This is a genomic window from Neorhizobium sp. USDA 3394 (assembly GCF_056280385.1).
Genome location: NZ_JBWCDU010000001.1, coordinates 1628257 through 1649422 on the forward strand (window position 1 = coordinate 1628257; position 21166 = coordinate 1649422).

General features: G+C 61.5%; 19 protein-coding genes and 1 pseudogene. 9 read left to right on the forward strand and 11 right to left on the reverse strand.

Annotation, left to right across the window (positions count from 1 at the left end):
• Nucleotides 1-79 precede the first annotated feature (79 nt).
• Nucleotides 80-148, forward strand: a pseudogene (locus ACZ9EJ_RS07700) (nucleoside deaminase); the annotation flags it as partial.
• A 178-nt stretch (nt 149-326) separates the two neighbouring features.
• Nucleotides 327-698, forward strand: a complete 372-nt coding sequence (locus tag ACZ9EJ_RS07705; protein WP_046640367.1) for a nuclear transport factor 2 family protein — start codon at nt 327-329, stop codon at nt 696-698.
• Between the two features lie 230 nt (nt 699-928).
• Here the strand turns inward: ACZ9EJ_RS07705 and dusA are convergent, their stop codons facing one another.
• The 3 genes from dusA to ACZ9EJ_RS07720 all read right to left on the reverse strand — a co-directional run bounded on the left by dusA (nt 929) and on the right by ACZ9EJ_RS07720 (nt 3961).
• Nucleotides 929-1993: a tRNA dihydrouridine(20/20a) synthase DusA gene (gene dusA, locus ACZ9EJ_RS07710; RefSeq protein WP_080955726.1), complete on the reverse strand. Its 1065-nt coding sequence runs from the start codon at nt 1991-1993 to the stop codon at nt 929-931.
• 229 nt (nt 1994-2222) lie between these two features.
• On the reverse strand, nt 2223-3275 hold the full coding sequence (locus ACZ9EJ_RS07715) for an AI-2E family transporter (protein ID WP_046640262.1): 1053 nt from the start codon (nt 3273-3275) through the stop codon (nt 2223-2225).
• A gap of 242 nt (nt 3276-3517) precedes the next feature.
• Nucleotides 3518-3961 (reverse strand): SRPBCC family protein, encoded by a 444-nt coding sequence (locus tag ACZ9EJ_RS07720; RefSeq protein WP_046626350.1) that lies wholly within the window; start codon nt 3959-3961, stop codon nt 3518-3520.
• 250 nt (nt 3962-4211) lie between these two features.
• On the opposite strand from ACZ9EJ_RS07720, the gene ACZ9EJ_RS07725 reads away from it, so the two are divergent.
• Complete coding sequence (locus tag ACZ9EJ_RS07725) at nt 4212-5891, forward strand: Na/Pi cotransporter family protein (protein ID WP_046640263.1); 1680 nt, start codon at nt 4212-4214, stop codon at nt 5889-5891.
• On the opposite strand, the gene ACZ9EJ_RS07730 is transcribed toward ACZ9EJ_RS07725, so the two are convergent.
• Entirely contained in the window at nt 5888-6421 is a 534-nt protein-coding gene (locus ACZ9EJ_RS07730) for an NUDIX hydrolase (RefSeq protein ID WP_046640369.1), read from the reverse strand. The two genes, ACZ9EJ_RS07725 and ACZ9EJ_RS07730, sit on opposite strands and share 4 nt — an antisense overlap.
• A 94-nt stretch (nt 6422-6515) precedes the next feature.
• On the opposite strand from ACZ9EJ_RS07730, the gene ACZ9EJ_RS07735 reads away from it, so the two are divergent.
• Together ACZ9EJ_RS07735 and ACZ9EJ_RS07740 are read left to right on the forward strand one after the other, a co-directional pair.
• Nucleotides 6516-7160 (forward strand): DUF47 domain-containing protein, encoded by a 645-nt coding sequence (locus ACZ9EJ_RS07735; protein WP_046640264.1) that lies wholly within the window; start codon nt 6516-6518, stop codon nt 7158-7160.
• Complete coding sequence (locus tag ACZ9EJ_RS07740) at nt 7160-8164, forward strand: inorganic phosphate transporter (protein WP_046626357.1); 1005 nt, start codon at nt 7160-7162, stop codon at nt 8162-8164. The genes ACZ9EJ_RS07735 and ACZ9EJ_RS07740 overlap by 1 nt, the downstream gene beginning before the upstream one ends.
• 91 nt (nt 8165-8255) lie before the next feature.
• Here the strand turns inward: ACZ9EJ_RS07740 and ACZ9EJ_RS07745 are convergent, their stop codons facing one another.
• A complete protein-coding gene (locus ACZ9EJ_RS07745) occupies nt 8256-9002 on the reverse strand; it encodes an SDR family oxidoreductase (protein WP_046640265.1) in 747 nt (248 codons plus the stop codon).
• Between the two features lie 99 nt (nt 9003-9101).
• Here ACZ9EJ_RS07745 and ACZ9EJ_RS07750 point away from each other — a divergent pair, with 99 nt between their 5' ends.
• The gene (locus ACZ9EJ_RS07750; protein ID WP_046640266.1) at nt 9102-10007 is read left to right on the forward strand and encodes an AraC family transcriptional regulator; all 906 of its coding nucleotides are present in this window, start codon (nt 9102-9104) and stop codon (nt 10005-10007) included.
• A 60-nt stretch (nt 10008-10067) separates the two neighbouring features.
• Here the strand turns inward: ACZ9EJ_RS07750 and ACZ9EJ_RS07755 are convergent, their stop codons facing one another.
• Nucleotides 10068-13844, reverse strand: a complete 3777-nt coding sequence (locus tag ACZ9EJ_RS07755; protein ID WP_255742950.1) for an ATP-binding protein — start codon at nt 13842-13844, stop codon at nt 10068-10070.
• Nucleotides 13845-14349: 505 nt separating this feature from the next.
• Between ACZ9EJ_RS07755 and ACZ9EJ_RS07760 the strand changes: the two genes are divergently transcribed.
• Entirely contained in the window at nt 14350-15036 is a 687-nt protein-coding gene (locus ACZ9EJ_RS07760) for a fumarylacetoacetate hydrolase family protein (protein ID WP_046640267.1), read from the forward strand.
• A 25-nt stretch (nt 15037-15061) separates the two neighbouring features.
• Nucleotides 15062-15589: a gamma carbonic anhydrase family protein gene (locus ACZ9EJ_RS07765; RefSeq protein ID WP_046640268.1), complete on the forward strand. Its 528-nt coding sequence runs from the start codon at nt 15062-15064 to the stop codon at nt 15587-15589.
• Here ACZ9EJ_RS07765 and ACZ9EJ_RS07770 read toward each other — a convergent pair.
• The 3 genes from ACZ9EJ_RS07770 to ACZ9EJ_RS07780 are packed head-to-tail and all read right to left on the reverse strand — an operon-like array spanning nt 15586 to nt 17748.
• Nucleotides 15586-16026: a Fur family transcriptional regulator gene (locus tag ACZ9EJ_RS07770; protein WP_046626813.1), complete on the reverse strand. Its 441-nt coding sequence runs from the start codon at nt 16024-16026 to the stop codon at nt 15586-15588. The two genes, ACZ9EJ_RS07765 and ACZ9EJ_RS07770, sit on opposite strands and share 4 nt — an antisense overlap.
• Nucleotides 16026-16850 carry a zinc ABC transporter permease subunit ZnuB gene (gene znuB, locus ACZ9EJ_RS07775; RefSeq protein ID WP_046640269.1) on the reverse strand — a complete coding sequence of 275 codons (825 nt, stop codon included), beginning with the start codon at nt 16848-16850 and terminating at the stop codon, nt 16026-16028. The genes ACZ9EJ_RS07770 and znuB overlap by 1 nt, the downstream gene beginning before the upstream one ends.
• Nucleotides 16843-17748 carry an ATP-binding cassette domain-containing protein gene (locus ACZ9EJ_RS07780; RefSeq protein ID WP_046640270.1) on the reverse strand — a complete coding sequence of 302 codons (906 nt, stop codon included), beginning with the start codon at nt 17746-17748 and terminating at the stop codon, nt 16843-16845. Before ACZ9EJ_RS07780 ends, znuB begins: the two co-directional genes overlap by 8 nt.
• A 95-nt stretch (nt 17749-17843) precedes the next feature.
• Between ACZ9EJ_RS07780 and znuA the strand changes: the two genes are divergently transcribed.
• A complete protein-coding gene (gene znuA / locus ACZ9EJ_RS07785; RefSeq protein WP_046640271.1) occupies nt 17844-18827 on the forward strand; it encodes a zinc ABC transporter substrate-binding protein ZnuA in 984 nt (327 codons plus the stop codon).
• Between the two features lie 94 nt (nt 18828-18921).
• Here znuA and ACZ9EJ_RS07790 read toward each other — a convergent pair whose 3' ends face one another.
• Both ACZ9EJ_RS07790 and ACZ9EJ_RS07795 read right to left on the reverse strand, forming a co-directional pair.
• Nucleotides 18922-19254, reverse strand: coding sequence for an RcnB family protein (locus ACZ9EJ_RS07790; RefSeq protein ID WP_046640272.1), 333 nt, complete (start codon nt 19252-19254; stop codon nt 18922-18924).
• A gap of 122 nt (nt 19255-19376) precedes the next feature.
• Entirely contained in the window at nt 19377-20990 is a 1614-nt protein-coding gene (locus ACZ9EJ_RS07795; protein ID WP_046640273.1) for a glycoside hydrolase family 43 protein, read from the reverse strand.
• Nucleotides 20991-21166 lie beyond the last annotated feature (176 nt).

Genomic DNA, 21166 nt, shown 5'->3' on the forward strand with positions numbered 1-21166 from the left:
GAATGATTTTCGCCCGTAATGGTCATTCAAGCGGATCTTGCGATGTCCTGAAAGCTGCCGGTCCGATTGGTCACCGAGCCCGACGAACCTCGAAGACGAAGCCGCCAAAGTTCATCACGAATTCTGGCCGAAGCATCTGGGCAAGGCACAGTCGCTTCGTCCGAAATGCTGCTGGGGCCAGCATCGAGGTGGTGTGTCTGAACCAGTTCCGTCGCATCTTTTCAAATTGGGTCTTCACAATTGCCAGCGCAGCAATGCACCTCCTGCAGAACGGGAGGAAACATGGTAGGATCGCGAACTGGCTTTCCGTACTGATGGAGACCGTGATGGACCTGCTTCGGCGGCTGAGGGATCTGTGCGATGCCTTCAACGCTCATGATCTCGATCTGATCATGAGCTACTTCGCTGAAGACTGCATATTGGAGATGCCACGCGGGCGCGATCCATGGGGGTCTCGCCTGGAAGGCAAGATCAAGGTGCGAGAGGCTCTGGCGTCGCGCTTTCAGGGCCTGCCTGACGTTACCTACAACAACGCTGAGCACTTCGTTGATGAAGCATCCGGAACCGGGATATCGAGATGGACCCTCATGGGTACGTCGATCAACGGGACAAAGACGGAAGTCCAGGGTTGCGATCTTTATACGTTTCGGAATGGTCAGGTGATCCGCAAAGATTCCTATTGGAAGATCGTCGAGTAGCTACAAGACCAGATGTTGACGCTCTTGAACTGCCTCAGCTTTGAGCCGTCGGTCAGCTTTCGGCGGGGCGCTGAGAGGTGTCACTTATTACTTACCTTACGAGGCAACTTTCAGCGCCCCGTCCGATCCTCGCCCTCGGGTTAAACCCGAGGGTCGCCCGAGGATGACGAAAGAAACCGAGGATCGCCAAGGGAGGAGTGTGTCCGATGGGATCTCGACAATCTCCGCCCTCACCCCGCCAGCTTCTTTTCCTCGGGTTGAACCCGAGGGCCGCCCTCGATATCCACCGCCGCGAAAGCGGCCGCGATGACCTCCGGTCCGGCACCCGGTCGGGTGGCGTCGGTGGAAAGGATCTGGCGAAACCGCCTTGCGCCGGCAAAACCCTGGAACAACCCGACCATATGCCGGGTGACGTGATGCAGCCGCCCGCCCCGGGCCGTCAACTCCGCCGCGTAATCCATCATCGTATCGCGCAGCGCCAGCCAGTCGATGTCGGGGTTAGCGACACCTGCAGGGTTAGCACCCGCCAAGAACGCATCCACCCCGGCCAGCAGTCCGGTATTGTGATAGGCGGCGCGGCCGAGCATCACCCCGTCCATATGGGCGAGATGGTTTGCCGCCTGCTCCAGGTCGGCGATGCCGCCGTTGATGCCCATGAATACGTCCGGGTTTTCCCGCTTCATGGCATAGACGAGGTCGTAGTCGAGCGGCGGGATTTCGCGGTTTTCCTTCGGCGACAGCCCCTGCAGCCAGGCCTTGCGGGCATGGATCCACACCGCATCGGCGCCGGCGCCGATCACCCGGGCGAGGAAATCCGGCAGCACGTCCGTCGGCTCCTGGTCGTCGACGCCGATCCGGCATTTCACGGTGACCGGCACGCTCGACACCCGCTTCATCGCCGAAACGAGGTCAGCCACATGCGCCGGATCCCGCATCAGGCAGGCGCCGAACGTGCCCGACTGCACCCGGTCCGAAGGGCAGCCGACATTGAGGTTAATCTCGTCATAACCGTAATCGGCCGCGATCCTGACCGCCTCGGCAAGCTTTGCCGGATCCGAACCGCCCAACTGCAAGGCAACCGGATGTTCGGCGGGCGAAAAGGAAAGGAGCCTCTCGCGCGGCCCATGAATGATCGCGTCCGCCACCACCATCTCGGTATAGAGCAGCGCGGACTTCGACAGCTGCCGGTGCAGGAAACGGCAATGCCTGTCCGTCCAGTCGATCATCGGCGCGACGGCGAAAACCGGAGCCTTGAAATATCCAGCCTTTCGAGCCGCTTGTGTCACTTTCTTCACCGTCTTTTTCACGTCTGCCTTCGCCCGTATCAGCCGCTTCGGGGTCTGGACCGGGTACAGCCCGGCAAACGGAGCTGCGATATACCAAACGAACAGACGGCCCCGGCACCATTGCCGGCCTGCAGTGCAGGGATGCCGCGTCGGCTTTCCCTACTCCATCGCCCCCGTCGGGGTCAATTTCGGAGCTGTCCGGCATGCATTCGCCATCCGCCAAAGCCGGGCGTTGCCCTCATCGGGTATCAGCAACACCCTCCTCCTCGACGAATATTCCCCATGCGGCAATGAACAGGGCAGCGACGAGCGGTCCGATGACGAACCCGTTGATGCCGACCAGGGAAATGCCGCCGATGGTGGAAATCAGGACGACATAGTCGGGAAGCTTGGTCTCCCTGCCGACCAGGCGCGGTCTCAGAAGATTATCGACAAGACCGATGACAAGAGCGCCCACCGCGACCAGCACGATGGCCTTCACCCAAAAGCCGGCAAGCGCCAGGTAAACGGCCGTGGGCATCCAGATCAATGCAGCACCGACCGCAGGCAGCAGCGACAGGACGCTCATCAGGACGCCCCACAGCAGGGCCGGCTCCACCCCGAGCGCCCAGAATGCGACGCCGCCGATCGAACCCTGGATAATGGCGATGATGATATTGCCCCGAACGGTCGCGTGGATGACGGCCGTGAATTTGGAGGCGAAGCGACGGGTATGCGCGTCGCTGAGGGGCAGTGCCTTTCGGATGGTGCGGGCGAGCACCTGCCCGTCCCGGAACATGAAGAACAGCAGATAGAGCATCACGCCGAAAGTGACGAAGAATTGCACGGTGTTCTGGCCGAGGCTCAAGGCGCGTCCGGCAAAGAAACCGCCGCCCTGCATCAGCGCCGTGGAGATGCGTTCCCGAAGCGTGTCGAAGCCCTCCAGCTCGATCCGCTCGATCCAGCCGCGGACGAATACGGGCAGCCCCTCCTGCAGTTCCTGGAAAAACCTCCGGACATCGATCTCGCCGTTGTCGATGCGTACATAGAGAAGGTTGCCCTGCTGAACGAGCGAGCTGAGGACGACCAGCCCCGGAATGATGACGACGCAGAGGCAGATCAGGACGGAGAGCGCTGCGGCAATATTTCTGCGCCCGCCCAGCCAAGCCTCTATACGGGCGTGGAGAGGAAAGAAGACGATAGCAAGGACGACTGCCCAGAATATCGCCGAATAAAACGGCAGGACGACTGCGACGAACGCGACGGTCACCAGGACCAGAAGCACATAAAAACCGACACGCTGAAGGGGCATTCGACTTTCCGCTTTGAAACCGCCGGAATGGTAACACAATACGGCCGCGGCGTGGCTCCGGTCTTTACCCCATTGTCCAGTTTTGCGCATCCGCCTTGACGGCCGCCGCATAAGCCGCCGCGCGCTGCATGGGGTTAGATGATCGGAGGGGCAGAGTTCGAAACGCAGGCAGCTGCTTCCCTTGCCGGATCGCGAAAGCCGGCAACGCGATCCGTTCCCGTCGCCTGCACCGTCTGGATACGTTATTCGTTGATCTCAGGCTCGACGACCCTTGCCAGGTTCCGCAGCGATTCCTGCCAGCCGAGATAGCAGGCCTCAGGCGGGATGACGTCCGGTACCCCTGCCTGCGTTATATTCACCTCGGTACCGACCGAAACCTTTTTCAACGTCACCGTGACTTCCATTTCGCCCGGCAGGTTGGGATCATCGAATTTGTCCGTGTAGCGCACGAGTTCCCCCGGGACGAGTTCAACGAATTCCCCACCGAAGGCATGGCTGTTGCCGGTCGTGAAGTTCCGGAAGGACATTCTGAACTTGCCGCCGACTTTCGGTTCCAGGTGATGCACAGTGCACAAGAAGCCGTTGGGCGGAAGCCATTTGGCAAGCGCGTCAGCCTCGATGAACGCGCGATAGACCTTTTCCGGGCTGGTTGCGAGAACGCGATGCAGGCGAATGGTGTTCGGCATGGTCGTGATCCTTTTAAGATGTGGAATAGACGACTCTAAGGACGAACCGGATTTTGCCAATCCGACACCTTCTCGTCCGGTTTCAAAAAAATCTTCCGTCTTCCGGACAAGACCGGATGGTGGCCCCCCAATACCTACCGGTCAGACCTCAGCCTTGAAAAAGCAACAGATCCCGGCAACTATGTTAGCTGGCTAACATCCTGAGCCACCAGTTTGATTCTCCACCCGGCTGATTATTCACGGAAATGCGATGCCCTTCATTATTGCAATCGTCACCATTGCCGGACACATAGCTCTCCTTCTCTGGGGGACGCGGATGGTGCAGACGGGCATCCAGCGTGCTTTCGGCCCCAATCTCAGGTCTTTTCTCGGCCGGGCGCTGAACAATCGGATAAAGGCGTTTTTTTCCGGATTGGGCGTCACGGCGATTCTTCAGAGCAGTACGGCGACCGGGCTGATGGCATCGGGGTTTGCGGCCGACGGACTGGTCGATCTTGTCCCGGCCCTTGCCGTCATGCTGGGCGCCAATGTCGGCAGCACGCTCATCGTGCAGGTCCTGTCCTTCGACGTGGCCGCCGCGTCGCCGGCTCTCGTATTGCTGGGCGTCCTGATGTTCCGCCGTACGCAAAATCCGCAGGTCCATGACCTCGGTCGCGTGTTTATCGGGCTCGGCTTCATGTTGCTCGCGCTGCATCAACTGCTCGATGTGCTGAGGGAATATGCCGATACACCGGCCTTCGCCGCGGTTCTTTCAGCCATTTCGACCACGCCGCTCCTCAGCCTTCTGCTCGCGGCCGCTTTGACCTGGGCAGCCCATTCCAGCGTCGCGGTAGTTCTGCTCGTCATGTCGCTTGCGAGCCAGGGGCTGATCGATCCCTACCAGGCCTTCGCACTGACCCTCGGCGCCAACCTGGGAACGGCGATCAATCCGGTTGTCGAGGGGCAGTCCGGGAACGATCTTGCGGCCAGACGGCTTCCGATCGGCAACCTGATCACCAGGATCCTCGGCGTTCTGGCAGCGTTCGCGCTGCTCTCGCCGATTACGGCGCTGATGATCCAGATCGAGGGCGATGGTGCCCGGCTGGTCGCGAATTTCCACACGGCGTTCAATCTCGTGGTCGCGGTCGTCTTCATGCCGTTCCTCTCGCCGTTCGCAAACGCCCTCACCAGGCTGCTGCCGCGGCGGATCGACGAGAGCGATCCCGGCCATCCGCGATATCTCGATCCGTCTGCCAAGGAAACGCCGGTCGTTGCGTTGCAGGGAGCGGCGCGGGAAGTCCTGCGGCTGGTGGACGTGCTTGAGGAAATGCTGGCGGGAACGAAGGCTGCCTTGACGAGCACCGATCGCCGCGCCCTGGCGGAACTGCGGCGGAAGGACAACGTCCTCGACCGGTTGAATACGGCAGTCAAACGATACCTCACGTCCATCGACCCGGAAGAACTCAGCGATATCGACCGGAGACGCCTTGACGAGATCCTGCTGTTCTCGACCGGCCTGGAACACGCGGGCGACGTCATCGACCAAAACGTGCTTCCCCATCTCGTCAAGAGACTGCGCCGAGGCATGACCTTTTCGAAGGAAGGCCAGCATGAGCTGAGCGGCCTGCTGGACCGTCTCTCCAACAATCTGCGCACCGCCGCTGCACTTTTCATGTCGCAGGACGAACGCGTCGCACGCATGCTCGCCGACGAAAAGATCGTCTTCCGTCGGGCCGAGCGGGACGGAACCAACGCCCATTTCGACCGGCTGCGCCAAGGCGATTTCGATACGGCGGAAACCAGTTCTCTGCACCTGGACCTGTTGCGGGATTTCAAGCAGATCAATTCCCATCTCGTCGCGGCCACGGCCTATCCGGTTCTGGAACGGCAAGGCGAGCTGCTGCAAAGCAGAACCACCCACCAAAGCGTCGGCGACCAGGTTCAAAGTTAGCCTCGATTGCGCCTCTTGCGACCCCGCGGCTCAAATTCGACGAGCAGCGACTTGAGCTCGATCTCGCGAACGCGTCGTGCCGCTTCATCAGGGCTGACCCATTCGAGAATACGCTGCCCCTGTTCCTTGAAGCCACCCGCGACCTCCGTGACTTCGATCTGGAACACGTCGACGATACAGGGGACCACATCGCCGTCGTCGAGTTCTTTAAGGTAGGTATAGCGGCCGACCGGCTTCTTCTTCACCGTCCCGCTTACGCCTGCTTCTTCCCAGGCTTCCGTCGCCGCCGCCTCGAACGGCTTTTTTCCCTTCATCGGCCAGCCTTTCGGGATGACCCACCGCCCGGCCTCGCGCGAGGTGATCACCAGGATTTCAACGTGAGGGCCATCCCCCCGGTATCGAAAGCATAAGGCGCCATATTGTTGGTGAAACGTTCCGGCGAACAGCCTTCCCGGAACTGCCGCAAGTTGCTTGAGCAGCGTCTGGGACCTGTCCGGTCGCGGCTTGCTGCGTTTTTTTGTGGATTTCATGCGGATCAAACTGTCGATTTTGCGTGTTGCTTCAATTGCCCGAGCATGTTTATGACACATTTATGACAGTCAGCCGCATGGAAGGTCGCACGGTATGATGAGTATTTTTCGGAAGCTGATGCCGCGCGAAGACAAATTCTTCGAAATGTTTTCCCAGCACTCGAAAGCTGTGGTTGCGGCCGCCCACGCGCTTGACCAACTCCTCAAGGGCAACGAGGTCGAGAAGAACTGCGAGCTGATCGTCGCATTGGAGAATGACGCCGACGACATCACGCGGGACGTTCTTCTCGCCGTACGGCGGAGCTTCATCACGCCCTTCGACCGCGGCGACATCAAGGACCTCATCCAGTCGATGGATGACGCGATCGACATGATGCATAAAACGGTCAAGACGATCAGGCTGTTCGAGCAATCCGGCTTCGATCCGCTCATGCAGGAGATGGGTGGCGAAATCGTCAAGGCGGCGAATCTCATGTCGGAAGCAATTCCCCTCCTCAACAAGGTGGGCACCAATGCGCACCGCCTTGCGGCGATCGCCGAGGAGATCACCCGCGTGGAAGGCCGGTCGGACGACCTTCATGATCAGGGTCTGAAAGACCTGTACCGGCGTCACGGCGCGAGCGGCGATGCGATGGCCTACATGATCGGCAGCGAGATCTATGGCGAGTTGGAGAAGGTTGTCGACCGTTTCGAGGATGTTGCCAACGAGATCAGCGGCATCGTTATCGAGAACGTTTGATGGATATGTCTCTCGCCTTGCCACTTCTCTTCGGGCTGATCGCACTCGCTCTGTTCTTCGATTTCCTTAACGGTCTTCATGATGCGGCCAATTCCATAGCGACGATCGTGTCGACCCGCGTCCTGCGGCCGCAATATGCGGTCGCCTGGGCGGCGTTCTTCAATTTCATCGCCTTCCTTTTCTTCGGCCTGCACGTGGCGGAAACGCTGGGCACAGGCATCATCGATCCAGGGATTGTTTCGCCCCAGGTGATCTTTGCCGCCCTCATGGGGGCAATCATCTGGAATATCCTCACCTGGATCTTCGGAATTCCGTCCAGTTCCTCGCACGCGCTCGTCGGCGGCCTGGTGGGTGCCGGCCTGGCAAAGGTCGGCTTCAGCTCGATCGTCTGGAGCGGTCTCGGGAAGACGGTAGGGGCGATTTTCCTCTCGCCGGCCATCGGCTTCCTGCTGGCCCTCGCGCTCGTGCTCCTGGTTTCCTGGCTCTTCGTCCGGCAGACGCCGTTCGCGGTCGATCGGACATTTCGCGTGATGCAGTTTATCTCCGCCTCGCTTTATTCCCTCGGCCACGGCGGCAATGACGCGCAGAAAACGATGGGCATCATCGCGGTGCTTCTGTTCAGCCAGGGATATCTCGGTCCGACCTTCTACGTGCCCTTCTGGGTGGTGATCTCCTGCCAATCCGCCATGGCGCTCGGCACGCTCTTCGGTGGGTGGCGGATCGTCCATACCATGGGCTCGAAGATCACCAGGCTCAACCCGATGCAAGGCTTCTGCGCCGAGACGGGCGGAGCGTTGACACTGTTCGGAGCGACCTGGCTCGGCATTCCCGTCTCGACAACACATACGATCACAGGAGCGATCGTCGGCGTCGGGGCGGCCCGGCGCGTTTCGGCGGTACGTTGGGGTCTTGCCGGCAACATCGTGATCGCCTGGATCGTGACCATGCCGGCAACTGCGGCGATATCAGCGGCATTCTACAGCGTGGCGGATCTGCTGCAATAAATGCAATCTTTGCCGCGGAGCCGACTTGCCGCGGAGGGGTTCGGCGGCAAGTCGGCTCCGCGGCGATCATGAAAGATAGTCGGCGCCAGTGTCAGCCAGCGAGTGCCACGGCGTCGGCGCCGGCAGGAATGCGGGCCGGTGACGACGGGTCGGTTGCCGCAAGCCAGACTGCCTCGGCCACGTCGAGTGGCCGGGTGACGGCCGACTGCTCCTGCTCCCAGCTGGCGAACACCCTCTGGACCAGGCCGGCATACGGCTCGGGGAAGCCACCCTCGGCCTGCATGCGGGACCGCGCGTTTTCTCCGAACCGGGTGTCGGGCGCCCTGCCCGGCTGCACCAGATGCACTCGCAGATCGAACTCCTGGAGTTCCAGCGCCAGCACCGCGGTGAAAGCATCCACCGCAGCCTTGCTCGCCGTATAGACCGAAAGCAGCGGAAGCGGCTTCAACGTCACGCTCGACGCCACATTTACCACGACGCCGGTTCTCCGTTGCCTGAATTGCGGCAGGACCGCCTGTGTCACGGCCATCGTCCCGAGAGTGTTCGTCTCGAAAATCTCGCGGGCGATCTCCATTGATGTGCCTTCAAGGGCATTCAGCCAGCCGATCCCCGCATTGTTGACCAGCACGTCGATTGGTCCGGCGGCATCGACGGCCCGGCGAATGCTGTCCGGATCGGTGACGTCGAGGGCGAGGATCTGGAGGTGCTCGGAGGGAAGGAGAATATCCTCGCGCGGCGAACGCATCGTCGCGACAACCTTCCAATCGCGGTCGAGGAAATATTTGGCGATCTCCAGACCGAATCCGGACGAGCAACCGGTGATGAGAACGGTTTTCATGGTGGCTCCTTATCGTGTTTTGCAGCACCTGAAATCTAGACCGCCGGGGCTGGACTTGCTACAATCAGAAGTCCGGTTCTCATTCGTGAAAGTCCTGATATGGTCGATCCATTCGCCGAAGTGGTCACATTGCTCCAACCCAGCGTCCCATCGACGAAGCTCGTCAGCGGCGCAGGGGCGTGGTGTGTCCAGCGCCTGGAATCGGGCCAGCCCTTCTACTGCGTCATCCTCGAAGGCTCGTCCCGCCTGACCGTCGAGGGGCAAGAGCCAATCGACCTGCATGAGGGTGACTTCGTTCTGATCCCCTCGGCCTATGGCTTCAGCATGTCGAACCTGGAACCTATGCCGTCGGAGGGCGTCGATCCGTTGACCGTCACCAGGTTCGCGGACGAAATAAGACATGGCAATCCGGATGGGCCGCCCGACGTCCGGCTGATGGTCGGCCATTTTGTCTTCGGGTCGCCGGACGCCGCCCTGCTGGTTTCACTCCTGCCGCAATTGGTGCACGTTCGCGGCGAGAGACGGCTTGCGACCCTTGTAAAGCTGGTGCGGGAAGAGGCTCGCGAACAGCGGCCCGCGCGCGACATGATCCTGGCGCGCCTGTTGGAAGTGCTGCTCATCGAGGCGCTGCGGTCCACGGCAGGCGCCGCAGCGCCGCCCGGGCTTCTGCGCGGACTGGCCGATGGACGGCTCGCGGTCGCCATCCGGCGGATGCACGCCGATCCGACCCTGGACTGGACGGTGGAGCAACTGGCCCAGGAAGCCGCCCTCTCCCGTTCCGCCTTCTTCGATCGTTTCCGCCGCGCCATGGGCGTCACCCCCATGGAGTACCTGCTTTCGTGGCGCATGGCTCTGGCGAAGAACCTTCTGCGGCGTGGCGACGGCGGAATGAAGGAGATTGCCGAACGTGTCGGATACAGTTCCGCAAGCGCGTTCAGCGTTGCATTCACCCGCTTTGTCGGATTGCCGCCGGCGCACTATGCGCGCGTAGCGACCCAAACATAAGCTCGCCTAGGGGCGCCTTGATCGGGAACCCCCAGCGATCTTCGAGTTATCGGGCGTCTACTACCTGGCATCCGGGATCGTTGCCCTAAGAGCCTCCGAGAGCTGCCGGAGACTGTAGGGCTTGGGCAAAATCTCCACGCCTTCCGCGGTCGCGGCACTCTTGAGCACGTCCGCATAGCCCGATGTGAGCAGGATTGGCAATTTTGGATGCCTCTGTTTGACCTCCTTGGCGAGATCCACCCCATTGATGCCGCCGGGCATCATGATGTCGGAAAACATCAGGTCCGGCTCGGCATCCGACGCGAGCACGCTGAGCGCTGCCGCCGCCCCATCGACGCGGGTTACGGAATAGCCAAGCTGGTCGAGCATGTCGTTGACCAGCATGGCGACGCTGTCGTCGTCTTCCACGACGAGGATCTTTCCGGCGACACTCCTGTCTGTCTCGCCGTGGGCGCGGGACAGATGGTTGCCGCTCGCCTCCAATGACGCCTCCATCGACCGGGGAAGCCAAAGGTCCACGGCCGTTCCGACCCCTGGTTCGCTGTTGATCTCGACCGATCCTCCGGAGGCCTCGACGAAACCGTAAACTTGCGCGAGCCCCAATCCTGATCCCTTGCCGACTTCCTTCGTGGTGAAAAACGGCTCGAACACCCGCTTGAGAACCTCGGGCTGCATTCCGATGCCGCCATCGGCGACGGTGATCTTCACAACGTCACCGCTTTTGCCCGATGAGTCGACGGTGGAATTGGCGGCGCTAATGACGATCGTGCCGCCCGCCGGCATTGCGTCGCGCGCATTGACGCAAAGGTTCAAAAGCACGAGCTCGAGTTCGGAAGGGTCGGCCTGCACCGGCCACACGCCCGTATCGACGTCGACATCGACGGTGATATCTCCGCCGAGCGTCCGGTCGAGAAGTTCTCGCATCTGGAAAATCTGCTGGCGAAGATCGACAGGCTGCGGCTTCAATGGCTGCCGCCTAGCGAAGGTCAGCAATTGCCTGGTGAGCGACGCTCCGCGATTGACCGCCTGCAGCATGCCGCTTTTGATACGCTCCCGCCGCACCGGATCGTCGCGTTTGTCGAGAACGTCCAATCCGCCGGAGATGACCATCAGGAGGTTGTTGAAATCATGCGCGACCCCGCCGGTCAGCTGGCCGATCACCTCCATCTTCTGAGCCTGGCGCAGCGTCTCCTGCGTCTTCCTCAGCTCGTCCTCGCGCATCTTGTGGTCGGTCACGTCGCGGGCGCTGGAATAGAGCTTGCCGTCGACGACGACCGCCACCCAGGAGAGCCAGCGATAGTCGCCTTCGCGGGTCAGACATCGGTTTTCGAAATGAAGCACGGGGATGCCGCTTTGCGCAGCCTGGAGCGCAGTCTCGCTCGCGACGACGTCGTCCGGATGCAGGAGCGCCCGCAAAGGCGTGCCCAGAAGTTCCGTCTCGTCGAAACCGAGGGCTTTCTTCCAGGCGGGATTGGTCCTTTCGAATATGCCGGTCGCAAAATCGATCACCGAGAGCAGGTCAGGGCTATATTTCCACGTCCGTCCCCGCTCGCGCGAATGTTCCAGAACGCGGCGCTCCAGGTCCGCATTCAGCTCACGAAGGCGGGCGGCGGTTTCTCTCAAAACCGTCTCGCGTCGATCCCGCGACAGCCTGATCAAGGCCGCAATGCGCGCCACCAGTTCCCGAGCCGAAAACGGTTTCACCAGGTAGTCGTCCGCGCCGGCATCGACACCCTCCAGCCTCGCCTCTTCGCCGGCCCGGGCCGACAGCAGGATGAAGGGCGTGTCCTTAAGTTCGCCATCCGTCCGTATTCTCGACAGCAGGCCAAATCCGTCGAGGCCAGGCATCATCACGTCGGAAACGATGAGGTCCGGGCGCCTGAGGCGGGCTGCCTCAAGCGCCGCCTCGCCGTCGGCCGCTGTCTCGACCGTGAAGCCGGATATCGACAGCAGCCGCTCCACATAGGCACGCATATCTGCATTGTCGTCCGCCAGGAGAACATGTCCCATCGGAGCAAGCGTTTCGGCCGTCTCCGTGCTCGCTGCCGGCGGCATCGAAGCGATGGTGGCGCCGCCTGCCGACAGCCAGGACATTGCTTCATCGACGAAAGCCTGGCGCCTGCCGACATTGCTCTCGACCGGCTGGGAACTTCGCATCTGTTCCGGGGGGATATGCGCCTTTCCGAATGGTATCGAGATCGAGAAGGCCGCGCCTTCGCCAAGCCGGCTTTCGGCACGGATGTCGCCGCCCTGAAGATGCACCAGTTCCTGCACCAGGGCGAGCCCGATACCGGAGCCTTCGAACGACCTTCCTTTCGCACCTTCGATGCGATGAAAGCGCTCGAACAGGCGTGGCAATTCTTCGGCCGCAATGCCGGTACCGGTATCGCGGACAGTGATTTCGGCGCGTGCCTTGTCGTCCGACGCCTTCACGCTGATGCGTATCTCGCCCTCGAACGTGAATTTGAACGCGTTGGAAAGCAGGTTCAGGACGATCTTTTCCCAGAGATCGCGGTCGAGATAGACCGGCTGCGGCAAGTCTGCGATTTCGACAACGAGGCTCAGCCCCGCCTTTTCGATCGCGGACCTGAAATTCGATGCCAGCTCCGCGGTCAGGCTGCCGATATCGGTCGGCTCGAAGGACGCCTGCACGCGCTGCGCCTCGATCCTCGAAAAATCGAGGAGCGTGTTGACCAGTTTCAACAGCCGGTGGCCGTTGCGCTGGGCAACGAGAATTCGCTGCCTGTCATCAGCCGAAAGCCCGTCCGTCTGCTGAAGCACGTCGGCGAGCGGCCCCAGCATCAGCGTCAGCGGAGTACGGAACTCATGGCTGACGTTCGAAAAGAACATCGTCTTGCTCCGATCGATCTCCGCCAGCGCCTCGGCCCGCCGCCGCTCGTCGGTACGCGCCCGCACGGCGGCGACGGCGGCGGTGATCGCGGTCGCAAGCAGTTCGTAGAAGCCCATATAGGCGTCGTCGAAAGGCAGGCGTGGCGAGGCGCCGGCCACCACGAAGACCGGAGGCAGGTCCAGGCCGGGGACGGCGATGGGAAGGAGGAGCGCCCGATCGGGAGGCTCATCATAAGGCCCCGCACCCGCAAAGAGATCGGAAAGCCTGTTGACCCCCGTGGGGCCGCCCGTCGCCAGGGCACTCTCCATCGGCCATGGGGCGTTCGAGTGCGGATCGATTGAGGCCATGGATGCAAGGCTTCGATCCGGCAGGCCATAGTGCGCTGCAAGCCGATAGCTGCTCCCATCCGACGACAAATGATAAAGAAGAAGGAGCGGCAGATCGAACTCGAACTGGGCAAGGACTTCAAGGATGCGCCGCGACAGGTCCTCCATGTCTTCTGCCGAAGCCAGGCTGGCGTTCAGATCCCGGAGTGCGCGGGTTCGCCGTTCCGCCAGCATGGTCGCCGTCGTCTCCGTCACGGGATGGAACAGGCCGCCGATTTCGCCCGTCTCGTCCCGTATCGGCGACAGCGAGAAGGTGAAGAACGTTTCCTCCAGATAGCCGTTGCGGGTCAGGAACATCCGCTGGTTTTCAAGGAACGACGTGTTGCCCTGGCGCGCCTGACGAAAAGGTTCACCGATCGCCGGCCAGGCGCTCGACCATGTGACGCTGTAATCCTCCCCGAGCGCCCGCGGATGAGCATCCCCGCACGCCGTGCGATACCCGTCATTGTAGATCTGGATGTTCTCGTCGCCCCAGATCACGTTGATCGGAAAATTTGAGGCGAGGCAAAGGCTAACGGTGGTCCTGAGGCTTTGGGGCCATTGATCGATCGGCCCCAGCGGCGTGCTGCTCCAGTCCTTTGTCCGGACGAGCTCAGCCATCTCGCCACCCCCCGCCAGAAAGTCGCCGGTGAGTATCTGCTGTGTCGACAACCAGGTAGCTCCCATCTGGCAGCGGCTTGGGAACCTAACACTCGATACAATAGGCCCGCAGCTCGGCCGTTATAATATCCAACTGTGTTCGTGGGGGCCGCCTCTATGCCGCAGATCCATGGCACTATTCCTGACGAGAAAGGTCGTCGCAAGAACAGAACGGCTTACCCAAAGTATTAAACGAATCACCAAAACAGCCTAGCATGAACCATCAGGGGTTGAAATTGAACTCGATGAAGGCCCTTTTGCTCGTGTGTCCCCGTGATCGGGGAGACGGTAAACACTTTGGGGCTCCATGTTGCTGCTTGCGAAGCGACCGGTAAGAGCTTTGCTTGAGACCCTTCAGCCACTTTTTCTCAGGTCGTGAAAAAGGACTAGGATTAACCCGCGAATTGGGAGACAAAGGGCGCCGTCTTTATCGCCCCCGTGCCCACAGTTTTCCAGGATATCTTCCATGCTTGCGACCGTGATCCCCATGCCCGAAACCGTTCTTCTGCCGGTCGAGGGAGTGGCGGAGCGCTTTCCGGTCCGCCGGGTCTATTGCGTCGGCCGCAACTATGCCGACCACGCGATCGAAATGGGCGGCGATCCAACTCGCGAGCCGCCGTTCTTTTTCCAGAAGAATGCCGACAACATCTATAACGGAGAGACCTTCCCCTACCCGCCGCTCTCCTCCAGCGTCCACCACGAAGTGGAACTGGTCATGGCACTGTCCGGCGGCGGCGCCGATATATCGGTCGAGGACGCGTTGTCCAAGGTCTATGGTTACGCGGTCGGCATCGACTTCACCCGCCGCGACCTGCAGGATGTCGCCAAGAAGATGAGCCGTCCTTGGGAAGCCGCCAAGGCCTTCGAGAAATCGGCCCCTGTCTCCGCCCTCGTCCCGGCCGAGAAGATCGGTCATCCCTCGGCAGGCGGCGTCTGGCTCGACGTCAACGGCGCGCGAAAACAGTCCGGCGACCTCAATCAGCTGATCTGGAAACTGCCTGAGATCATCGCCGAATTGTCGAAACTGTTCGTCCTCGCCCCCGGCGACGTGATCATGACGGGCACGCCCGCCGGCGTCGGCGCGGTGGTGCGCGGCGACAAGGTCACCTGCGGCATCGATGGCGTCGGAACGCTGTCGCTGACGATCGTCTGACGAAACCGCGACAGGGAGGACAACCATGCCGCTTTACGCTCTCGGAGAGTTCGAACCGAAAACGCCCGGCCCCGATCGTTTCTGGCTGGCGCCGGATGCGACCGTCATCGGCAAGGTGGAACTCGGCGAGGATGTCGGCATCTGGTTCGGTTCGGTATTGCGTGGCGACAATGAGCCAATCGTGGTGGGCCAAGGCACCAACATCCAGGAAGGCGTGATGATCCATACGGATCCGCGCTATCCGGTGGAGATCGGCGAGAACTGCACGATCGGCCACCATGCGATCATCCACGGCTGCACGATCGGCGACAATTCATTGGTCGGCATGGGTGCGACGATCCTGAACGGCGCGAAGATCGGCCGGAATTGCCTGGTCGGCGCCAATGCGCTGGTCACCGAGGGCAAGGAATTTCCTGACAACTCCCTGATCGTCGGCTCGCCGGCGAAAGTCATGCGGGTGCTGGATGACGAAGCGGTCGAGAAGCTGAAACAGTCGGCTGTCCGCTATGTCGCCAACTGGAAGCGGTTCGCCCGCGATCTTCGGCTTCTTTAGGCGGCGCAGGCGCCGCACAGCCCGCGGATTTCGATCGTCGTCTTGGCGGGCTTGAAGTTCTTGGCCTTCGCCCAGTCGCCAAGGCGGTGATCGACTTCGTGGTCGTGGAATTCCGATACATGGCCGCAACTCTCGCAGATCGCAAAGGCGACCGTGCCGTGCCCGTGGCCATGCCCCTTGCCGCAGCATTCGCTTTCCGGATGGGCGCAGGCGACGAAGGCGTTGAGGCTTTCAAGCCGATGCACCATGCCGAATTCCAGCAGCTTGTCGAGCGCCCGGTAGACCTGCAGAGGCGCGCGAAAACCGTGGTCGCGCAGGCGGTCGAGGATCGTATAGGCGCTCATCGGCGCATCCGCACGGTCGAGAACGTCAAAGACGAGCGACTGGTTCTTGGTGAGCGCCGGAGCGGATGTCGGTGTGGATATTGGTGCGTTCATCATCGCACTCCTTGGTTGCCGGCCCTGTCGGCCGTGTTTTTCCCTGCTGCCGGAAGCAGGCTTAGAATGAAAAGTAAGAGTGCCGCGACCACAATGGAAGGGCCGGACGGCGTATCGTAGTGCAGCGAGCCAAACAGGCCGCCGACCACGGCCAGCGCGCCGATCAGAGAGGCGAGCACCGCCATCAACTCCGGGCTTGCCGAAAACCGCCGGGCCGTCGCGGCCGGGATGATCAGAAGCGCGGTGATCAGCATGATCCCGACGATCTTCATGGCAATGGCGATGACGAGCGCCATCAGGAGCATGAAGAGCAGCCTTGTCCGCGCCGGCTTCATGCCCTCGGCTTCGGCCACATCCTCGCTGACGGTGGACGCGATCAGCGGCCGCCAGAGCCAGATGAGGGCTGCGAGCACCAGCACGCCGCCGCCCCAGATCAGCGCGATATCGCTGCGCGTCACGGCGAGGATATCGCCGAACAGGAAGGCGATGAGGTCGATCCTGACCCAGGTCATGAAGGCGACGAGCACGAGGCCGATCGCCAACGCCGAATGGGAGAGAATGCCGAGCAGCGCATCCGCCGACAGCGACTGCCTCCGCTGCAGCGCCAGAAGCAGGAGCGACACGACCACCGCTACGCCGAAGACGGCGATCAGCAGGTTGATCTGGAAGAACAGCGACAGCGCCACGCCGAGCAGCGCCGAATGCGCCATCGTATCGCCGAAATAGGCCATCCGCCGCCAGACGACGAAACAGCCGAGCGGCCCGGCGGTCAGTGCTACGCCGATGCCGGCGACGAGGGCGCGGGTGAAGAAGTCGTCAAACACGGCCTTCTCCCTTCACCCCGGCATGATCGCCATGATGGTGGTGATGCGAGTGGTCGTGATCATGCGCATGGTCGTGCGCATCATGATGATGATGCCCGTCATCGGGATGGCAGTGATCGGTGACCGAGCCGTCGCCATGCATCACCCGGCCATCCGGCAGATGGGTGTGATCATGATGATGGCTGTAGACCGCCAGCGAACGCGAATTGCCGAAGAGTTTCAGGTAGTCGGCGCTCTGGCTCACCACTTCCGGCGTGCCGCGGCAGCAGACATGGCCGTTGAGGCAGATGACGGTGTCGGTGCCGGCCATGACCATATGCAGGTCGTGCGAGATCATCAGGATGCCGCAGCCGGTCGTGGTGCGGATCGAGCGGATCAGGTCGTAAAGCGCACTCTCGCCGGCAAAGTCGACGCCCTGGACGGGTTCGTCGAGCACCATCAGGTCCGGCTTGCGGGCGATCGCCCGGGCCAGCAGCGCCCGCTGGAACTCGCCGCCGGACAGATGCCGGACCTCGGCATCGATGAGGTGGGAAATGCCCGTCGAGGCCAGTGCCGCCAGCAGATCGGCGTCGTCAAGCGGGCCGGTCAGCCGCATCAACCGACGCACGGAAAGCGGCATGGTCCAGTCTATCGACAGCTTCTGGGGGACATAGCCCACCCGCAAGCCGGACAGTCTTGCGACCGATCCTTCATCCGCGCGCAGCACGCCGATGGCAAGCTTTGCGGTCGTCGACTTGCCTGCGCCGTTCGGGCCGATCAGCGTCACGACCTCGCCGCGGCGGATCGAGAAATCGACGCCCCGCACCAGCCATCGGCCATCCCGGCGAATGCCGGCATTGGAAAGAGATACCAATTGGCTTTCGGTTTTGGGGGCGCGAGCCCGATTGGACATCAGCATGTTTTTCCGGATTCCCTGTTGTCAGTGGCTATGACACACGTTATAGCATAACGCAATTGATGTAATAACATTACGATGCAATACAAGGACACAGCATGAAGCCGGCTTCGATCTCCCTCCTCTCCGCCGCAGTGTTCTCCATCGGCGCTGCCCCCTGCTTTGCGGCACCGGACGTGGTGGTTTCGATCAAGCCGATCCATTCGCTCGTCGCCTCGATCATGAAAGGTGTCGGCGAGCCGAAACTGATCGTCGATGGCGCGGCCTCGCCGCACACGTTCTCGCTGAAGCCCTCCAATGCGGCCGCCATCGAAGGCGCCGACGTGATCTTCTGGATCGGGCCCGGCATCGAGGCCTTTCTCGAAAAGCCGCTGGATGCGCTGGCCGCCTCGGCGACGGTGATCGAGCTGGAGGATGCGCCCGGACTGAAAAAGCTGCCGTTCCGCGAAAGCGGCGCCTTCGAGGCCCATGACCACGGGGATGAAGCGGAAGAGGCGCACGATCACGACCATGCAGCCGAGGACCATGCCGGTCATGACGACGACCATCACGATCACGGCGGCTTCGATACGCATCTCTGGCTCGATCCGATGAATGCCAAGGCGATGGCGGCGGAAATCGAAAAGACGCTGGTCAGTGCCGACCCGGCGAATGCCGCCGCCTATCAGGCAAACGGCGCGGCTCTGATGAAGGATATCGATGCGCTCGATGCCGAGCTCAAGGCGACGATTGCGCCCGTCAGGCACAAACCTTTCATCGTCTTCCACGACGCCTACCAATATTTCGAGCATCGTTATGGGGTGAGCGTCGCGGGTTCGATCACCGTCAGCCCGGAGACCATGCCCGGCGCCGAACGCGTGGACCAAATCCAGAAGAAGGTGAAGGAACTAGGCGCCACATGCGTCTTCGCCGAACCGCAGTTCGAGCCGAAGCTGGTGGCGGTCGTGACCGAAGGCACGCCCGCTCGCTCAGGCACGCTCGACCCGGAAGCAGCGACGCTGAAATCGGGTTCCAGCCTTTACTTCGAACTGATGCGCGGACTTGCCCGCTCGATGAAGGAATGCCTGTCGCAAGGGACCTGAGACCAGCCACCGAGAAGCATGATCGCCGGTCGCATAGCGGCGGATGTGTGAGGCCTGCGGGAGGGAAGGCAATACCCCCGCAGGCCGATCTTTTTCACCGAGCCGCGATGAAGCTCGAAATCACGCCGCTTGCAACACCGACCAGCAGGAAGTCGTTATCGACCTTGACCCAGTGGTAACCGCGCGGCGGAGCCGACAGGCGGTAACGGCGATAATCGCGAATCTCCGCCATGCGACGACGCTCGGCGGCCGTCATGCGATGGCCCTTGGACCAGCGCGGCTTGACGACCACGACCTTCTTGTGGATGACGACGTTGCGCTGCACCGTGCGGTGACGGTCCGGAGGCGAATGACGATCCTGCGCCTGCGCGGCAATCGGCGCGGCAAGCACGGTTGCGGAAAGAAGAATTGCAAAAAATGTTTTCATCGGGTGTCTCCTCGTGTTGAGCACGTCCGGAAACTAGGACCCGAATGATGAACCATATCTGAATTATCACATTATTCTGTAATGAAATTATATGGTTCCGCTGATTTCTTGATATTTATAATTTACTGTATTAGCGCCTCATAAACAAAGTAATCGAAATCCGCCGTCTTCGCTCGCCCCGACGTATCGAAGGCGAACATGCCAACAAATGCGCCGGTGAAGGAGCCGTGTTCGCCGCGGCCGCCTTCGTCCGAGATGACGCCGGCATCGAGTTTGGGGCCGAGTTCCTGCCACTCGTTGGAGCCGCCGGCGCGCCAGAAGAATTGCAGGTCGTTGTCGCGGATCTCCATGGCAAGATGCACCGGCCCATCGGGCACGGAAACGCCGCTTCCGGCCGGAAAGCTCATGCGCCCATGCGGGAAATCGCCGGGGCAGGAGAAGATCGTTACCACGCGGCCGAGCTTCTCGTGCAGGGTCACCACCAGCGAATGGAACTTGTGGCGATTATAGTAGTGGGTCAGGCCCGCGACCTGCTGATAGGTGTCAGGTGAGAACTCGATAACGGTCTCGGCGCGGAAGGAATGGTGTTCCTGCCGGCGGGCGACCAGCGATTGCTCGAACCAGGAACCGATGCTTTCGCGGCCGAAAAGGCGCAGGTGACCCGAACGCTCGGTCAGGCTGAACAACCGTTCCGGATGCGGCGTGCGCAGCCACTGGAATTCCGGCGGCAGGACCGTGTCGTTGAATGAGCGTTCGATGCGGGCAGGCTGTTCGATGCGCCTGGCATCGCCCGGCGCCGGCACATCGACATCCGGCACGACGCCGCCCTGGGCGAGATAGAGCCAGTCGTCTTCCCAGATGCAGCGCTGCAGCGCCGTTTCGCGGCCGAGCGTGCAGCGGCGTTGCGGCGCCAAAGGCCGGCCGCAGAGATGGGTGTGGTAGGCTTGGCCATCCGGCGTCTCGACATATTGGCCATGGCCGGCACGTTGCAAGACGGCTTTCGGATGGTCCTTCGAGGTGATCAGATGCGTCTGCGGATGCATTTCGTAAGGCCCGTCGATTGAGCGCGCGCGCGCCATGGTGACGGCGTGGTCGTAACCCGTGCCGCCTTCGGCGGTGGTCAGGTAATACCAGCCGTTGCGCTTGAAGACATGCGGTCCCTCGACCAGACCGAGCGGGCTGCCGGGGAAGATGTTCTTGATCGGGCCCTTGAGCGCCCTCGCCTCGAAATCCCATTCCTGCAGCAGGATGCCGTCGAAGGCCGGATGGCTCGGCGCCCCACCGTAACTTTCGGTGCGGTGGTTCCACTGCATGTTGAGGAACCACTTGCGGCCGTCGTCGTCATGGAAAAGCGAGGGGTCGAACCCGGAGGAATTCACATAGATCGGATCGGACCATTCACCCTCGATCGTCGGCGAGGTGACGATGTAGTTATGGGCATCCTTGAAATTGCCGTCGAAGCGCTTGACGTCCGTATAGACCAGGAAAAACAGCCCGTCGGAATAGGAGAGACACGGCGCCCAGATGCCGCAGCTGTCGGGATTGCCGCGCATGTCGAGTTGGCTCGCGCGCTCCAGCGGCCGGCGTACCAAGGTCCAGTTCACCAGGTCGCGGGAATGATGGATCTGCACACCCGGATACCATTCGAAAGTCGAGGTGGCGATGTAATAATCCTCGCCGACGCGGCAGATGGACGGATCGGGATTGAAGCCCGGCAGGATGGGGTTGTGGATCATGTTTTCCTCCCAAAATAGAAACTGAGCCCTTGCCCCTCATCCGGCTACCGCCACCTTCTCCCCGCTTGCGGGGAGAAGGACTTTGGAGCGCCGGCCGTGCCACATCTCCCTTCTCCCCGTCAGAACTGGGAGAAGGTCCCGGCAGGGGGGATGAGGGGCAGATCGAAGCCGCCCTT

Coding starts and splice junctions, on each gene's coding strand:
- ACZ9EJ_RS07705 (WP_046640367.1), top strand. CDS start 327: ATGGACCTGCTTCGGCGGCTGAGGGATCTGTGCGATGCCTTCAACGCT.
- ACZ9EJ_RS07715 (WP_046640262.1), bottom strand. CDS start 3,275: ATGCCCCTTCAGCGTGTCGGTTTTTATGTGCTTCTGGTCCTGGTGACC.
- ACZ9EJ_RS07720 (WP_046626350.1), bottom strand. CDS start 3,961: ATGCCGAACACCATTCGCCTGCATCGCGTTCTCGCAACCAGCCCGGAA.
- ACZ9EJ_RS07725 (WP_046640263.1), top strand. CDS start 4,212: ATGCCCTTCATTATTGCAATCGTCACCATTGCCGGACACATAGCTCTC.
- ACZ9EJ_RS07730 (WP_046640369.1), bottom strand. CDS start 6,421: ATGAAATCCACAAAAAAACGCAGCAAGCCGCGACCGGACAGGTCCCAG.
- ACZ9EJ_RS07735 (WP_046640264.1), top strand. CDS start 6,516: ATGATGAGTATTTTTCGGAAGCTGATGCCGCGCGAAGACAAATTCTTC.
- ACZ9EJ_RS07740 (WP_046626357.1), top strand. CDS start 7,160: ATGGATATGTCTCTCGCCTTGCCACTTCTCTTCGGGCTGATCGCACTC.
- ACZ9EJ_RS07745 (WP_046640265.1), bottom strand. CDS start 9,002: ATGAAAACCGTTCTCATCACCGGTTGCTCGTCCGGATTCGGTCTGGAG.
- ACZ9EJ_RS07750 (WP_046640266.1), top strand. CDS start 9,102: ATGGTCGATCCATTCGCCGAAGTGGTCACATTGCTCCAACCCAGCGTC.
- ACZ9EJ_RS07755 (WP_255742950.1), bottom strand. CDS start 13,844: ATGGCTGAGCTCGTCCGGACAAAGGACTGGAGCAGCACGCCGCTGGGG.
- ACZ9EJ_RS07760 (WP_046640267.1), top strand. CDS start 14,350: ATGCTTGCGACCGTGATCCCCATGCCCGAAACCGTTCTTCTGCCGGTC.
- ACZ9EJ_RS07765 (WP_046640268.1), top strand. CDS start 15,062: ATGCCGCTTTACGCTCTCGGAGAGTTCGAACCGAAAACGCCCGGCCCC.
- ACZ9EJ_RS07770 (WP_046626813.1), bottom strand. CDS start 16,026: ATGAACGCACCAATATCCACACCGACATCCGCTCCGGCGCTCACCAAG.
- ACZ9EJ_RS07780 (WP_046640270.1), bottom strand. CDS start 17,748: ATGCTGATGTCCAATCGGGCTCGCGCCCCCAAAACCGAAAGCCAATTG.
- znuA (WP_046640271.1), top strand. CDS start 17,844: ATGAAGCCGGCTTCGATCTCCCTCCTCTCCGCCGCAGTGTTCTCCATC.
- ACZ9EJ_RS07790 (WP_046640272.1), bottom strand. CDS start 19,254: ATGAAAACATTTTTTGCAATTCTTCTTTCCGCAACCGTGCTTGCCGCG.
- ACZ9EJ_RS07795 (WP_046640273.1), bottom strand. CDS start 20,990: ATGATCCACAACCCCATCCTGCCGGGCTTCAATCCCGATCCGTCCATC.